This window comes from Streptomyces sp. NPDC005151, assembly GCF_053599875.1.
Window position 1 is genome coordinate 17,606 of sequence record NZ_JBSFYR010000032.1, and the last position, 14,729, is coordinate 32,334.

The 14,729-nt window shown below is 69.8% G+C and carries 15 protein-coding genes; 4 read left to right on the forward strand and 11 right to left on the reverse strand.

The window, feature by feature from the left end:
* The first annotated feature begins 5 nt into the window (after positions 1-5).
* On the forward strand, positions 6-233 hold the full coding sequence (locus ACWD6R_RS18865) for a hypothetical protein (protein ID WP_451819703.1): 228 nt from the start codon (positions 6-8) through the stop codon (positions 231-233).
* 24 nt (positions 234-257) lie between these two features.
* On the opposite strand, the gene ACWD6R_RS18870 is transcribed toward ACWD6R_RS18865, so the two are convergent.
* From ACWD6R_RS18870 to ACWD6R_RS18890, 5 genes are all read right to left on the reverse strand, one after another.
* The gene (locus ACWD6R_RS18870) at positions 258-602 is read right to left on the reverse strand and encodes a hypothetical protein (RefSeq protein ID WP_451819704.1); all 345 of its coding nucleotides are present in this window, start codon (positions 600-602) and stop codon (positions 258-260) included.
* A gap of 116 nt (positions 603-718) precedes the next feature.
* Entirely contained in the window at positions 719-1,510 is a 792-nt protein-coding gene (locus ACWD6R_RS18875) for a DUF4253 domain-containing protein (RefSeq protein ID WP_451819705.1), read from the reverse strand.
* Between the two features lie 53 nt (positions 1,511-1,563).
* Positions 1,564-2,232 (reverse strand): maltokinase N-terminal cap-like domain-containing protein, encoded by a 669-nt coding sequence (locus tag ACWD6R_RS18880; protein ID WP_451819706.1) that lies wholly within the window; start codon positions 2,230-2,232, stop codon positions 1,564-1,566.
* 24 nt (positions 2,233-2,256) lie between these two features.
* Positions 2,257-2,508 (reverse strand): DUF397 domain-containing protein, encoded by a 252-nt coding sequence (locus ACWD6R_RS18885; RefSeq protein WP_451819707.1) that lies wholly within the window; start codon positions 2,506-2,508, stop codon positions 2,257-2,259.
* Positions 2,505-3,290, reverse strand: coding sequence for a helix-turn-helix domain-containing protein (locus ACWD6R_RS18890; RefSeq protein WP_451819708.1), 786 nt, complete (start codon positions 3,288-3,290; stop codon positions 2,505-2,507). Before ACWD6R_RS18890 ends, ACWD6R_RS18885 begins: the two co-directional genes overlap by 4 nt.
* Positions 3,291-3,440: 150 nt before the next feature.
* Here ACWD6R_RS18890 and ACWD6R_RS18895 point away from each other — a divergent pair, with 150 nt between their 5' ends.
* Positions 3,441-3,842 (forward strand): ATP-binding protein, encoded by a 402-nt coding sequence (locus ACWD6R_RS18895; RefSeq protein ID WP_451819709.1) that lies wholly within the window; start codon positions 3,441-3,443, stop codon positions 3,840-3,842.
* On the opposite strand, the gene ACWD6R_RS18900 is transcribed toward ACWD6R_RS18895, so the two are convergent.
* A complete protein-coding gene (locus ACWD6R_RS18900) occupies positions 3,833-4,639 on the reverse strand; it encodes a HEAT repeat domain-containing protein (RefSeq protein WP_451819710.1) in 807 nt (268 codons plus the stop codon). The two genes, ACWD6R_RS18895 and ACWD6R_RS18900, sit on opposite strands and share 10 nt — an antisense overlap.
* A gap of 180 nt (positions 4,640-4,819) precedes the next feature.
* Positions 4,820-5,554: a DUF4232 domain-containing protein gene (locus tag ACWD6R_RS18905; RefSeq protein ID WP_451819711.1), complete on the reverse strand. Its 735-nt coding sequence runs from the start codon at positions 5,552-5,554 to the stop codon at positions 4,820-4,822.
* 310 nt (positions 5,555-5,864) lie between these two features.
* Between ACWD6R_RS18905 and ACWD6R_RS18910 the strand changes: the two genes are divergently transcribed.
* Positions 5,865-7,355 (forward strand): helix-turn-helix domain-containing protein, encoded by a 1,491-nt coding sequence (locus ACWD6R_RS18910; RefSeq protein ID WP_451819712.1) that lies wholly within the window; start codon positions 5,865-5,867, stop codon positions 7,353-7,355.
* A 42-nt stretch (positions 7,356-7,397) separates the two neighbouring features.
* Here ACWD6R_RS18910 and argS read toward each other — a convergent pair whose 3' ends face one another.
* A complete protein-coding gene (gene argS, locus ACWD6R_RS18915) occupies positions 7,398-9,173 on the reverse strand; it encodes an arginine--tRNA ligase (RefSeq protein ID WP_451819713.1) in 1,776 nt (591 codons plus the stop codon).
* A gap of 134 nt (positions 9,174-9,307) precedes the next feature.
* Between argS and lysS the strand changes: the two genes are divergently transcribed.
* Positions 9,308-11,071, forward strand: a complete 1,764-nt coding sequence (gene lysS / locus ACWD6R_RS18920; RefSeq protein WP_451819714.1) for a lysine--tRNA ligase — start codon at positions 9,308-9,310, stop codon at positions 11,069-11,071.
* Between the two features lie 101 nt (positions 11,072-11,172).
* Here the strand turns inward: lysS and ACWD6R_RS18925 are convergent, their stop codons facing one another.
* The 3 genes from ACWD6R_RS18925 to ACWD6R_RS18935 all read right to left on the reverse strand — a co-directional run bounded on the left by ACWD6R_RS18925 (position 11,173) and on the right by ACWD6R_RS18935 (position 14,620).
* Positions 11,173-12,594: a DUF2637 domain-containing protein gene (locus ACWD6R_RS18925; RefSeq protein ID WP_451819715.1), complete on the reverse strand. Its 1,422-nt coding sequence runs from the start codon at positions 12,592-12,594 to the stop codon at positions 11,173-11,175.
* Between the two features lie 199 nt (positions 12,595-12,793).
* Positions 12,794-13,666 (reverse strand): DUF3558 family protein, encoded by an 873-nt coding sequence (locus tag ACWD6R_RS18930; RefSeq protein ID WP_451819716.1) that lies wholly within the window; start codon positions 13,664-13,666, stop codon positions 12,794-12,796.
* 153 nt (positions 13,667-13,819) lie between these two features.
* On the reverse strand, positions 13,820-14,620 hold the full coding sequence (locus ACWD6R_RS18935) for a DUF3558 domain-containing protein (protein WP_451819717.1): 801 nt from the start codon (positions 14,618-14,620) through the stop codon (positions 13,820-13,822).
* Positions 14,621-14,729: the final 109 nt, after the last annotated feature.

Below are 14,729 nucleotides of genomic sequence, written 5' to 3' on the forward strand. Positions count from 1 at the left end.
GTCCGGTGATCCGGGTTGCGGCCCCATGCCATGAGGATGCGGGCCGCCGCCCGGCCGAGGTCGAGGCGCTCCCCGACGGCCTCTGCCGCCCGTGCCGCCGGGCCGCCGACGGCACGGCCGTCGCTCCGGAGGCCACCACCGGCTCCACCGGTTCCACCATCGAACCCGACATCCGCGAACGTGACGTCCGGGCCCACGTGAGCGAACTCCGCGACCTGCTCAAGGTCCGCTGACGCCCCCGCGAGGCCCAGAGAAACTCAGGGCCAGTCGACCATGGCCATGAACACCACCCACCCGAGCACCACCGTGGCGGGGGCGAGTACGGCGAGCAGGACACAGGCCGGCGGTCTGCGCCGGGTGGAGGACCAGCTCGCGATCAGGGCGATCACGGCCAGGGCCAGACCGGAGCAGAACACCCCCCACGCGGGATCGAAGCTCTTGGTGAACCGGTCTGATTCGGCTTCTGAGCAGGAGTCGCAGGCCATCGGCGAGAGCATGGTGTGAGCAAGTGCGATGAGCGCGAGCGGAAGCGTCACGATCGTGGAGATCAGCGACGCGATCCAGGCATGCCGGGGGTGGTCGTCCATCACGTTGTCGGTCATGCGTGCGATTCAATCGGGTGCTCGCATAAGTCACATGAGTCGTCGTACTCATCCGCCGCCCCTGGAGCATGAGGCATCGCTCTCAACGTTCCGGTACGGGTCGGCGGGAGCCCCCGTCAGTCCCACCAGAATGACCAGGTCTCCTGGTTGAGGACCCTCTTCTCGGCGTAGACGTCCAGGTCGTACGGCGGGTTCTGCTCGATGTTGTCCGGGCAGAACGCGAAGTGTTCGGCGGCGACCGCCTGTGCCTCCGCGAGAGTGGTGGGCGGTCGCCCGACCGAGACGGTCAGGGTGTCGAAGCCCAGCACCACGACCCGTATGCCGAAGCGGTCCTCCCACGAGCGGAGCACCGCGCAGAGACGGGCCACGTCGTTCTCGTGGTTGGCCGGTCCCGACCAGCCGATCGCCGCCGGTATGTCCGCACTGCGGCGGGCCGGGACGAGCGCCGCCCGCGTGCCGGGGAACCAACCGTCCGGACCGCCGCACTCGTCCGCGATCTCGGCCGCCAGATCGTCGGGGGACTCGCGCTCCTCGGCGGCCGGGACAGGTGCCAGACCCGGCCATTCGTCTTCGTCGGCGTCGAGTTCGTCGGGTGCGCAGTCGTCCCAGTACTCGCCGAGCACTTCCTCGGCATCGTGGTCACCGGGGTACGACGTACTGTCCGGGTCCAGATCCCAGGTGTCGGGCCACTGGTCGCGCCGGCCGCCGTCGATCAGCACGGGAAGCAGCCCCACCGCCCGCCCGGCCGCGCGCAGATCGTCCCACGTCCCCGGGGAGGCGGGCTCGTCGGCCACCCAGAGCAGCGGTTCGTGCCACGGGCCGTCGATCGTCACGTCGACCAGGGCACCGGGCGGGAGGTGAAGCCCTGACGTGGCCAGGGTCGGGAGCGGGTTCGGGAGCGTCGCCATGGTCGCGACTCTAGACGCGGTCACTGACAGCCGCGCTGATACGGCTCGTGGAGCTACGGGTGTGCGGGGTGAACGACGGCGAACACGGCCCGCGCCGTCGTCCCGTCGGGCAGTGGCCAGCCCGCGGTGATGTGCCCCAGGACCTCCTGCCCGACGGTGTCCCGACCGGGCTGGAGAACGCGATTGATGTGGATGGCCAGCCGGTGCCCGTCCGTTGCCGTCTCCACGAGGAGATCCGTACCGCTCGGGTCGTCGGTCACGGTCGTGGAGGCGATCGCCGCTGTGGCGCCGGACTCCGCGAACCAACCGATGACGGATGGGTCGGGGGTGTCGCTGGTGCTCTGCATCTGCGGCTCTGCCTCGCCGACGATCAGCGCGAACAGTTGGGCGACGAGGACCGGGTCACGCGTTCCGTCGTACACCCACCGCTGCCCCAGCACCCCGTGCTCGGTGGTGCCGATGAGCGCTGCGTCGGCGCCCGCGATCGGTGCGCCGCGATAGCTGAACGGCACCTGGTACGTGACCGGCTGGTCCCCCGACGTGTCGGTGACCGCCATGAACTCGATCCCCACCTCGCCCTCCGGGTCGTCCAGCCGGAATCCGCCGGCCCTGGCCAGTTCGGGCTGCTGTCCCTTGCCGCGGTACCAGGGCTGCGCGGGCAGCCAGGTGGCAAGGAGTTCCAGCTTGGTGGGCGTCAGTGTGGTGCGGTGGATGACAGCCATGGTGGTGGTATCCCTCCCGTGGGCTCAGACGAGTCGCCGGTCGGCGGCGAAGCCGGCGAAGGCCGTCCAGGTGGTGGGCGCGACGGTGAGCGTGGGGCCGTCGGGGTTCTTGGAGTCGCGGACGTGGATGACGGTGGGGTGGGTGGCTACCTCGACGCAGGCGCCGCCTTCGTCGCCGCTGTAGCTGGACTTCCGCCAGTCGTAGGCGACTTCGAGGCACTGCCCGCCCTCGCTGCCGCTGTAGCTGGACTTGAACCACTTACGCGCAGTGCTCATTGCTCTCCCAGCAGATGGTCCAACAGGCCCACTGTGTCCTCAGGGCTGAGGGCCTGAGCTCGCAGCATCGCATATTTCTGGGCCAGGATGCTGACCTCATCGGGGTCGGAGACAAGCAGGCTGCCACGCTGCGTTTCGGAGTATGCGACGTGCTGGTAGTCCGGTGTTTCCAGCAGCGTGAAGGGGCCGTCGAGACCGGCATGAGTGCGACGGTGCAGCGGAAGGACCTGGAGGCAAATGCCCGGGAGCGCTGCGCACGTGCGCAGACAGCGCAGTTGCTCTGCGTGCCCCTCTTCATCGAGGAGTTGAAGTCTCACGACTGGCTCCCAGATCACGAAGCTGATTGTTGGGGGCTCCCTGCGTTGCAGGATTTCTTGTCGCTCCAGGCGCGCCGACGTCTGACTCTCGATCTTTTCCTCGCTGAAGACCGGGACCCGATTACGGAACACTGCACGCGCGTACGCCTCTGTCTGAAGAAGTCCGGGAACGACCTGGTTGTCGTACCAGGAGAGCGCGAGTGCTTCCCGTTCCAGATCCAAATACTGCTCGACCCACGCCGGGATCAGATCCACCTCCGGCATGTTCTCCACCGCCGTCTCCAGCGCCCCCTTCGTCTCCAGCAGCCGGTCCAACTCCCGTGCCAGGTCCGGCAGCAGGGCGCGTCTGCCCTGTTCGATGGAGGCGATGGTCTCCACCTGGAGGAGTACCCGGTCCGCGAGCTGGGCCTGGGTCAGGTTGGCCGCCGCGCGGAACACGCCGACCAGTTTGCCTACGAGTTTCATGGCCGACGCGTTCCTGCGCTGTCGCTTCCTGGGGTGCATGCGGTTCGACTTCCACCCTCGTCCGTACTTCACGCGCGCACGACCCGTACAACAAATTTGTACGGGTTCGCGTACTGCATCAGCGTAGTCACTGAGTGTGACGCTCGCTTCATGAATGAGACGATGGAACTCCCGTTGCTGCGCGAGCGATTCTACCGGCGTGAGCGTCGGTCGGTCCGTGCGGCCAGGGAGTTCGTACGCGCTGCGCTTGCCGACTGGGGGTTCGGCGAGGCGCGGACCGATGACGTCCTGCTCTGTGTGAGCGAGCTGGCGACCAACGCGGTGCTGCACGGGGTGCCGCCGGGGCGCGGGTACCGGGTGCGACTGTGGCTGGGGGAGCAGGGGCAGCTGCGGGTCGAGGTCCACGACAGCGGGGACGGTGAGCCGGGGGTGCGGGAGCCGGACGGGGAGTCGGGGCGGGGGCTGCTGATCGTGGAGGCGCTGGCGGATCTGTGGGGTGTGGGGGAGCGGGAGCCCGGCAAGGTCGTGTGGTGCGAGTTCGGTCAGGGCTGAACGGGCCGGGTGAACTCGACGGCCTCGCGGACGTCCGGGTGCGGGTCCTGTCCGAGTCGGTGGAGGAGTTCCTGGACGCCGGGCGTCGACCATCCGGCGACTGCTTCGACCAGCGCCACGCGGACCTGTGGGGCCGGGTGGCCGGCGAGGTGCGCCAGCTGGTCGACCGGGCCTCGTCGGCGGAGGCCGAACCAGTGCAGCGTCTCGCAGAGCTTGGTGGGGTCGCCGGGGTCGCCCGCTGCGGCGATCTGCCGCAGGAGGACCGGGGTGGTGGGGGCCGGGCCGTCGAGGGGGTGCGGGCGGCGTTCGCGCAGGCGTTGCGAGCCGTATTCGCCGCGCACTCTGCATCCGTAACAGGTGCAGGGTGTCGTGCCGTTGGAGTCGGGGAAGTACCGCCAGCCGGTGACCTGCTTGACGGCGCGGAGGCGGTGCACTTCGCGTGTGGTGACGGCTCTGGGGACGAACACTTCCCAGCCGCGCGGGTCGTCCAGGTCGGCGATGCGGCGTACGGCTTCGCTCGCTGTGGTTGCCGTGGGGCCCTGCCCGGGGCGGTCGTTGTAGCGGCCGACCGTGACGGGTTCGCCGTCCGGAAGACGTATGTGTACGGCGACGAGGCCGCGGGGCCCGCCATGCCGGGCGAGTTCGCGCAGCCACTGGTGGGTGAGGGTGTACGACGGGAGGACGGGGAAGCAGAACAGGCCCCGCGATCCGTCGCGGCCGTGGCTGATGGCCCGTATCCCGGAGCGGCGGATGCGGGCCGCGTTCGCTGTGGGTGTCAGGTGCACGAACATCGCCATGGGGCCGATGCTAGACGTCACCGCGCACCTGCGTCGGCGGCAATGCGCCGACGCAGGTGCGCGGATGAGGGGCCGGCTCCCCTCCGTCGAGTTGCCCCCCGTCTCTATGATCAACTGCCCTTCCTGGAAGGGCAGACCGCAGACTCCGTGCGGCCCGTGCGGTCTGAGCGGTCAGTCCGCTCAGTACGTGAGGGCGTCGGCCATGTCGCTCTGCCAGTAGGTGACGAAGCCCTGGTCGTCCCAGTAGGTGTCGGCCGGGAGGGTCAGCTCGTCCGGGGCGGTGCCCGTGGAGCCCGAGGGGTCCTTGGCGGAGAAGTGCACCGTGAGGTGGGTGCCCTTGTACTGCGGCTTCCCGTCGGGCTCGCCGGTCAGCCCGATGGCGGCGTACGCGGACTGGCCCGGGGCGAGAGTGACCACGGCCTGCGGCCGGCTGTCGTCGAGGATCCGGAAGACGGACTGCGCGTCGTCGAACCGGAGCTTGGGCGCGTGGTACGCGTTGCAAGCGCGGGAGCCCGTGTTGGTCATGGTGAGCAGCAGGTGGTTGATAGGGCGGCTCACCTTGCTGACGGTGACCTTGGTGTTCTCGCCGATGCAGGTGACGGGGGAGCTGCTGCTGTTGCCGGTGGCGCCGGTGTTGCTCTTCTGGCCGCCCGTGCGGGAGGTGGAGCCCTTGGAGTCGGCCGCCGTGTTCTCGGCGGGGGTCTTGGACGTCGCGCTGTCGGCGTCCTTGGCGTCCTTGCGCGTGTCCGGCGTGGCGGCGGCCGGGGACTGCTGGTCGCTGGTGCTCCCTGCCGGAGCCGCCGCTCCTGCGTTGCCGTTGTCACCGTTGCCGTTGTCACTGCAGGCGGTGAGCGAGAGGGCGGCCAGGAGGGCGGTCGCGGCGAGGGCGGTCGTGCGGATGTGGTTGCTGCGCATGGTGGTGCTCCCCGTGTGTGTTGGTGAGGTTGTTCAGTCAGTGGTGGCAGATCAGGACCATGACGATCGCGGTGGACACGATCACCACTCCGATGGCCACGGCATCGACGAGCTCGATGCGGGAGTGGATTCGCACTGCGTTGTCCCGGTGGTCGCCGCGGTGTGTTCACAGATTGCGGGGCGGCGGAATCCGACCGCAACGCCGAACAGCCCATTGGGGAAGCTGGAATGCCTGCGCGTACTGTGACCTGGGCAGATTCCACGTCCCTGGAACGGTGTTCCGGGACGGACCAGGAGGGGGAACGCCGAAGTGGCGACGCCGGAGGCCGGGGAATTCGCGGCTCTGCTGAAGGAACTGAAGGACCGTTCGGGGTGCAGCTACGGGGTTCTCGCCGGGAGACTGCACGTCAGCACGTCGACGCTCCACCGGTACTGCAACGGCGATGCGGTGCCGAACGAGTACGCCCCGGTGGAACGGCTGGCGCGGTTGTGTGCGGCGACCCCGGAGGAGCTGGTGGAGCTGCACCGGCGGTGGATCGTGGCGGATGCGGCCCGGAGACGCCCTGCCGCGGCTGCTCCTCCTCCTCCTCCTCCTCCTCCTCCTCCTCCTCCTCCTCCTCCTGCTCCTGCGGCTGTTTCTGCTCCTGCGGAGCCGGTGCGGGATGCGGTTTCGGACATGGTTTCCGACTCGGGGCCGGAGGCGGTTCGTGGCTCCGAGGCTGGGGCTGGGGCCGGGGCTGGTGGCGACGCGTCCGAGCTCACGCCCGAACCCGAACCCGAACCCGAACCCGAACCCGAACCCGAACCCGCGATCTCGGCCGGTGGGGCGAGCCGGCCAGGGCGGTTCCTGGCCTCCGCACGGGCGCGCGTGCTGCTCGCGGCCGTCGCCGTCGTCGCGCTGACCGTGCCCACCTCGATCGTCGTCAGCAATCTGTCGGGTACGGACATGGACGATCTCAGCAACGCCCCCGCCGTGGACGCAAAGGACCCGGACGGGCCCGTCTCCACCCGGCCCCGCCTCGACGCGAGCCTCACCGCTCCGCCCGGTGGGGGGAAGAAGTCGGGTACGCCGACCCCGGCCGGTACGGCGAGTGCCTCGTCCCCGGCGCCCGGCCATGGAACCGCCACGTCCGGGAGACACGGCACGGGAGCCGGGTCGGGTGGGCAGCAGAGCGGGGGCGTGCCGCTGAGCGCCACCATCAGCTCGTACAACTGGGAAGAGCCCTGCGGCCAGCACTACGTCCTGGACCAGAAGCCGGAGGACGTGCCTCCGCCGCCCGCACCGCAGGACACCCGCGGCTGGGCCAGGGCGCTCGGCGGGGTGGACGGCGGCAGCATGCTGCTCGAACTCACCGTGCAGGGGAAGTCGGGGCAGGCCGTCGTGCTGAACGGACTGCATGTGCGGACGCTGTCCCGGAAGGCGCCGCTGGCGTGGTCGGCGTACTCGATGGGGGAGGGCTGCGGGAGCGGCATCACACCGCAGTCCTTCCACATCGACCTCGACGACAGCCGGCCGACCCTCACCCCGGTGGCGGGTCAGCAGGGGGACGTGCGGGTGCCGCCGGAGAACTTCCCGTTCCGGGTGTCCTCCACCGATGTGGAGGTGTTCGACCTCAATGCCCATGTCGAAGGGCACGACGTCAGCTGGTACCTGGAGCTGGAGTGGAGCAGCGGCGGCCGGGAGGGGACGCTGCGCATCGACGATGGCGGGAAGCCGTTCCGTACCAGCAGCATCCAGACGAGGCCGAAGTACATGTACCAGTCCGACACGGCCCAGTGGGTGACCAAGGAGTGGGACTAGCGGTCACGGCCACCGGGCCGGTGCGTACGGCGGACGTCCCGGTCAGAGGCGCTCGGGCGTCCTGATGCCGAGCAGCGCCATGCCCCGGTGGAGGGTGCGGGCGGTCAGGTCGCAGAGGAAGAGCCGGTTCTCGACCATCTCGGCGGGGTTGTCGTCGCTCAGCACATGGCACTGGTCGTAGAACGTCGTGTAGAGCGAGGCCAGCTGGTACAGGTACGCGGCCAGCTTGTGCGGCTCGTACGTCGACGCCACCTCGGCGAGGTTCTCGCCGAACTGGTCCAGGTGCAGACCCAGCGCCCGCTCGGCCGGGGCCAGCTGCAGCTCCGGGTGCGCGACCGGCCGGGTCTCGCCCGCCTTGCGGAGGATGGACTTGATACGGGCGTACGCGTACTGGAGGTACACGGACGTGTCGCCGTTCAGCGACACCATCTGGTCCAGGTCGAACTTGTAGTCCCGGACGGCGGACGTGGAGAGGTCGGCGTACTTCACCGCGCCGATACCGACGTACTCGCCGTTCTCGACGATCTCCTGCTCGGTCAGGCCGACCTTCTCGGCCTTCTCGCGCACGACGGCCGTCGCCCGCTCGATCGCCTCGTCGAGCAGGTCGACCAGCCGGACCGTCTCGCCCTCACGGGTCTTGAACGGCTTGCCGTCCTTGCCGAGGACCGTGCCGAACGCCAGCTGGTGCGCCTTCACGTCCTCGTTCAGCCAGCCTGCCCGGCGGGCCGTCTCGAAGACCATCTTGAAGTGGAGCGACTGCCGCGCGTCCACGACGTACAGCAGGGTGCTGGCCTTGAGGTTCTGGACCCGGTCACGGATCGCGGAGAGGTCGGTCGCCGCGTAGCCGTAGCCGCCGTTCGTCTTCTTGACGATCAGCGGGACCGGGTTGCCGTCCGGGCCCTTCACGTCGTCGAAGAAGACGCACAGCGCACCTTCGGAGCGGACGGCGACGCCCGTCTCCTCCAGGATCCGGCAGGTCTCCTCGAGCATGTCGTTGTAGCCGGACTCGCCGACGATGTCGGGGTCGCGGATCTCCATGTCGAGCTTGTTGAAGACCGAGTAGAAGTAGATCTTCGACTCGTCGACGAACCGCTGCCAGAGCGTGACCGTCTCCTCGTCACCGGCCTGGAGCGCCACCACCCGGTCCCGGGAGCGGGCCTTGAACTCCTCGTCGGAGTCGAAGAGCGCCCGCGACGCCTTGTAGAGCCGGTTCAGCGAGGACATGGCGGCCTCGCCGTCCTGCTCCTCGCCGCCCCGGTGGTCGAGCTCCTGCGGGTGCTCGATCAGGTACTGGATGAGCATGCCGAACTGGGTGCCCCAGTCGCCGATGTGGTGGCGCCGGACCACGCTCTCACCCGTGAACTCCAGGACCTCCACCATCGAGGCACCGATCACCGCGGAGCGGAGGTGCCCGACGTGCATCTCCTTGGCCACGTTCGGCTGCGCGTAGTCGACGACCGTCGTGCCGGCGTTCTGCGCGTACGGCACACCGAGCCGGCCCTCGTCGTCCGCGGCGCGCGCGGCGAGGGTCTCGATGATGGCCTTGTCGCTGAGCGTGATGTTCAGGAAGCCGGGGCCGGAGACCTCGATCTCCTTGATCAGGTCGCCCGCCGGGATCGCGGCCGTCACCTGGGACGCCAGCTCGCGCGGGTTGCCCTTCAGCTTCTTGGCGAGGGCCAGGATCCCGTTGGCCTGGAAGTCGGCCCGGTCGCTTCGGCGCAGCAGCGGGTCCGCGGTGCCGGCATCCGGCAGTGCTGCCGTCAGGGCGTCCGCGAGCTGCTGCTGGAGCGTGGAAGCGAGGGAATTGACCGAGGCCATGGGATGGCTGCCGTTTCCGTAGGGGTACAAGGGATCACGCCCAGTATCCCACGCACTGTAAAGCCGTTTTCGCGCTGCCGGTGGGACCTGGGAGAATGGACGGTGCCCCTACGAGCCCTACCAGAGAGAAGGACGTGCCGACCGTGGCTCAGAGTCAGAGCAGCACCGAGGCCGACTGGGTCTCCCGCTTCGCGGACGATGTCATCGCCGAATCGGAGCGTCGTGCGCCTGGCAAACCGGTCGTCGTCGCGTCCGGTCTTTCCCCGTCGGGCCCGATCCACCTCGGCAACCTCCGCGAGGTCATGACCCCGCACCTGGTCGCGGACGAGATCCGCCGCCGGGGGCATGAGGTCCGCCACCTGATCTCGTGGGACGACTACGACCGGTACCGGAAGGTTCCGGCCGGCGTCCCCGGCGTGGACGAGTCGTGGGCCGAGCACATCGGCAAGCCGCTGACGTCCGTGCCCGCACCGGCCGGGTCCGCGTACCCGAACTGGGCGGAGCACTTCAAGGCCGCGATGACGGCTGCGCTGGACGACCTGGGTGTCGAGTACGACGGCATCAGCCAGACGGAGCAGTACACGGCGGGGACGTACCGCGCGCAGATCCTGCACGCGATGAGGCACCGCGCCGACATCGACGCGGTCCTCGACCGGTACCGCACGAAGAAGGACCCGGCGGCAGGCGCAAAGGGCGGCAAGAAGCCGCAGCAGCAGAAGAAGGCCGACGAGGCCGAGGTGGAGGCCGAGGCGGGTTCCGGCGCGGCGAGCGAGGACGACGGCAGCGGCGGCTCGGCCGGCTACTTCCCGTACAAGCCCTACTGCGGCAACTGCGAGAAGGACCTGACCACGGTCACGTCGTACGACGACGACACGACCGAGATGAACTACACCTGCACCGCCTGCGGCTTCGCCGAGACCGTCCGGCTGAGCGAGTTCAACCGCGGCAAGCTGGTCTGGAAGGTCGACTGGCCGATGCGCTGGGCATACGAAGGAGTGATCTTCGAGCCCAGCGGCGTGGACCACTCCTCGCCCGGTTCGTCGTTCGTCGTCGGCGGCCAGATCGTCCGCGAGATCTTCGACGGTGTGCAGCCGATCGGCCCGATGTACGCCTTCGTCGGCATCTCCGGCATGGCGAAGATGTCCTCCAGCAAGGGCGGCGTACCGACCCCGGCCGACGCGCTGAAGATCATGGAGGCACCGCTGCTGCGCTGGCTGTACGCGCGCCGCAGGCCCAACCAGTCCTTCAAGATCGCCTTCGACCAGGAGATCCAGCGGCTGTACGACGAGTGGGACTCGCTGGCGCGCAAGGTCGCCGACGGCTCCGTGCTGCCCGCCGACGCCGCCGCGTACGCGCGTGCCATCGGCACGGCCGCCGGTGAGCTGCCGAGCACGCCGCGCCCGCTGCCGTACCGCACGCTCGCGTCCGTCGTCGACATCACCGCCGGCCACGACGAGCAGACGCTGCGCATCCTGAGCGAGCTGGACCCGGAGAACCCGATCGGCTCGCTCGACGAGGCGCGGCCGCGCCTCGACCGCGCGGAGAACTGGATCACCAACCAGGTCCCCGCCGACGCCCGCACCATCGTCCGCGACGAGCCGGACAAGGAACTGCTCGGCTCGCTGGACGACCAGGGGCGCCGGTCGCTGCGGCTGCTCCTGGACGGGCTGGACACGCACTGGTCGCTGGACGGACTCACGACGCTCGTCTACGGGGTGCCGAAGAACCTCGCGGGGCTGGAGCCGGACGCCAAGCCGACGCCCGAGCTGAAGGCCGCGCAGCGGTCGTTCTTCGTGCTGCTGTACCAGCTCCTGGTCGGCCGTGACACCGGTCCGCGGCTGCCCACGCTGCTGCTGGCCGTCGGCGCGGACCGGGTGCGGAAGCTGCTGGGCGCGTAGGAGCCGGTCGTACGGAGGGCCGTCACCCGGTGATGCGGGTGACGGCCCTTCGTTCTGCCGGTCCCGGTCCGTTCTCGTGCGGCGGACGGACTCGGGGGTTGTTACGCGATGTGGTTCTCGGCCATCTCGTTGTCGAAGCGCTGCTTGAAGCCCGGGAGCAGGCGCCGGAGCAGGGCCGTGCTGCGCGGGTGACTGACGCCGTGGACGTCCGAGAGCGTTATGTCGAGGACCTCGGCGCTCGGGTGGACCTGGTGCTCGTGCGTGAGGTCGGAGAACACCTCGTACGCGGTGTTGCCGAACTCGATCTCCGCCTCGGCCCACTCCGCCGGATCAGCTTCCTGCTGGGGCTGCGGCTCCTCCTGGGGCAGGCGCTGTGGCTGCTCCTGGGGCAGGCCCTGCGGCTGCTCCAGCTGCTCCGGGAGGGGTTCCTCGCTGCGGGGGTGAGGGACCGCGCCGATCGTGCCCACGTCGCCCAGGGGACGGGTGCGGCCGCCCGGGCCCGACGGGATCATGACCGGGGTGGGCTCCAGGCCCTCGGCATACGTGGGGTCGTACGCGCCCTCGTACGCGCCCTCCGGGACCTGCGGCGCCGCGAACCAGGGGCTCTCGTGCGCGCCGGGGCCCTCCGGGGGCCAATCCTCGGCGGCCGGGTCGGAGGGGTGGGCGTACTGCTGTTGGGGCTGTTGGGGCTGTTGGGGCTGTTGGGGCTGTTGGGGCTGCTGCGGGTGCTGCCGGGGCTCGGCGTACTGCTGCTGTTGTTGTTGTGCGGTGTACGGCAGTTCGGGCTGAGGGGGCACCGTTTCGACGGCCGCCGGAGCCGGCGGCAGCAGGGCCGGTTCGATGCCCGCTGCGGCCAGCCCGGCCGGGCCGGTGTCGGCCAGCGGGACACCGAACTTCGCCAGCCGCAGCGGCATCAGGGACTCGACCGGCGCCTTGCGGCGCCAGTTGCGGCCGAAGCGGGCCTGGAGCCGCGCCTGGTAGATCAGCCGGTCCTGTTCGAGCTTGATGACCTGCTCGTACGAACGCAGCTCCCACAGCTTCATCCGGCGCCACAGCTTGAACGTCGGGACCGGGGAGAGCAGCCAGCGGGTGAGGCGGACACCCTCCATGTGCTTGTCGGCCGTGAGGTCGGCGATCCGGCCGACCGCGTGCCGGGCGGCCTCGACGGCGACCACGAACAGCACCGGGATCACCGCGTGCATGCCGACGCCCAGCGGATCCGGCCAGGCCGCGGCGCCGTTGAAGGCGATCGTCGCGGCGGTGAGCAGCCAGGCCGTCTGGCGCAGCAGCGGGAACGGGATCCGCATCCAGGTCAGCAGCAGGTCCAGCGCCAGCAGTACGCAGATGCCCGCGTCGATGCCGATCGGGAAGACCAGGGAGAAGTTCCCGAAGCCCTTCTGCTCTGCGAGCGCGCGCACCGCGGCGTACGAGCCCGCGAAGCCGATCGCGGCGATGACTGCCGCGCCGGCGACGACGACCCCGATGAGTATCCGGTGCGTGCGTGTCAGCTGCATCGCGGCCACCCGCGATCCCCTCCCTGCGTTCCCGACTTCGACTTCTGGCGGGCACAGCCTGGCACATGCGCGTGGGGTGCGGTGCGCGGGGAGGGGCGAAGCCCGGCTCTCGGGGGAGGGCCGGGCTTCGTAAAACTGCTTCTGCGCAGGGTTGTTGGGGTACCTGCCGTGGCCCTTGCGGGAATGCCCGGCGGGCGGTGGTGCGGTGTTACGACGTGCGTGCCGCGGACTTCGTCGACTTGCGGGAGCTCGTCGACTGCGTCGACTTCGGGGACGATCCTGACTTCGCGGACGACCCGGACTTCGCGGACGCCGCGGACTTCGTCGCCGTCGGAGACTTCGACGTGCCCGCGGGCGGGCTCGACTTCTTCCCGTTGGCTTCGGCGACCGCCGCGACGGTCTCCTTGGCGGCCTTCTCGGCGCCCTTCAGGATGTCGTCGCCGGACGGGGTCTTCGAGCCCGCGTAACCCGCGCCGTTGTAGGTCAGGGTGACGACGACGTTCCCCGTACGGGCCACGACCGTCGCGTACTTGAAGTCCTCTTTTGTCTTGGTGAGGTCGTACGTGACCAGGGTGGCCTGGTCACCGATACCGCTGACGGGGGCTTCGACGACCTTCTTGGCGCCCTCGGTCGCCTTGGTCTTGGCGACCTGGTTCGCGAGGTCCTCCTGGGCGCGCTCGGCGCCGCTGCCGAGCGCCTGGTCCGATTCGAAGCGGGTGAAGCCGACGTCGAGCCAGCGGTACTGCGAGCCCTTGACGCCGTTGTCGTCGAGGCCGTTCCAGGAACAGCCGGCGCGCGCCGAGGTGTCGCTGGACCGGGCCGGCGCACCGGCCTTGCTCTTGGCCTTGGGCACCAGCGAGGTGATCGTTTTCGCGGAGATCGCGTCGCACGGGTCGGGCAGCTCGGCGAACTTCGCCGGCTCGACCGTCGCCTCCGTCTTCTGTGCGCTCGGAGCGGAGGCCGAGGGCGAGCCCGACTTCTCCTTGCTGTCGGAGTCCGACGAGCAGCCGGCGACGACGAGCATCACCGGAACGGCGGCGCAGGCGAGTATGCGGGTGAGTCGCGGGGCTGATCGGTGCATGGTTCCTTCACTCGGGTGGCGCGACGGGCGGGTGGCATGGTGCTCGGGCAGGTGTTCCGGAGGGCCACGGTACGACGGACGGCGGCCGGATGCCGCCTCGGCCGGACGCTCCGCCGACCGGCGCGGTGCGGGTCGGGGGCACCCGGCGGCGGGCTATTCGCTGAACTTGTCGACCAGCTTCCGGGCCAGTGCCTGGGCCTTCTCCTGCAGTTCCTTGCTGTCCGGGGCCTGGCTCGCGAGGGCGGGCTGCTCGGCGTACCGGACGGTCACGATGACGTTCGATGTGCGGAATACCACGCTCACCGTGCGGTGTTGTGCACTGGATCCTGCCCGAGTGAGCAGATCGTCCAGAAATGCGGCATCTCCGAGGCCGTCGAGCGTGCGCGGACGGAGGTCCGCGGAGCCCGCGCCCGCGTCGCCGCCGGTGTCCTGTGCCGAGCCGGAGGGGGAGTCCGACGGGGAGTCCGACGGCGAGTCCGACGGCGAGGCCGTCACCTTCCCCGCGTCGTCGGGGGCGAAGGTGCCGGACGGCAGGTGGGCCGCGGTCTCCTTCTTCCCGTACACCTCGCGGGCGCGGTCCTCGTCGCTCACCGAGGTGTCGTACGAGACGACGCGCTCGAAGTCGAGCACGACGGAACGGGACGAGGCCGCGGCCTGCGACTTCCACTGGCAGCCGACCCGGCGGTCGGTGTCATAGGTGACGGCGGCCGTGCCCGTGTACGCCTTCTCCTGCTGGTTCTCCGGCAGTTCGGCGATGCCCGGAAGCAGGTCCTTCAGCGTGGATCGCGTGATGGAGCGGCAGGGCTCGGGAAGCGTGCGGTACTTGCCCGCCGGGGCGGCGGCGATGCTCGGGCTGCCGGGTTTGCTGTCGGCGGCGGGGCCTTCGGTACCGGTGCCACCGGTGCAGCCGGCGGTCAGCACTGCGAGGAGTGCGACGCCGGGTACGTACGCCATTCGTCGCACGGTCCGGGCTCCCTTCGAGCGAAAAGAAGTTGCCGCTCGATGGCGGCCGGTGGACACAATGTGTATCGCACGCGCCGCTGTAATTGCCGGTCGGCCGACT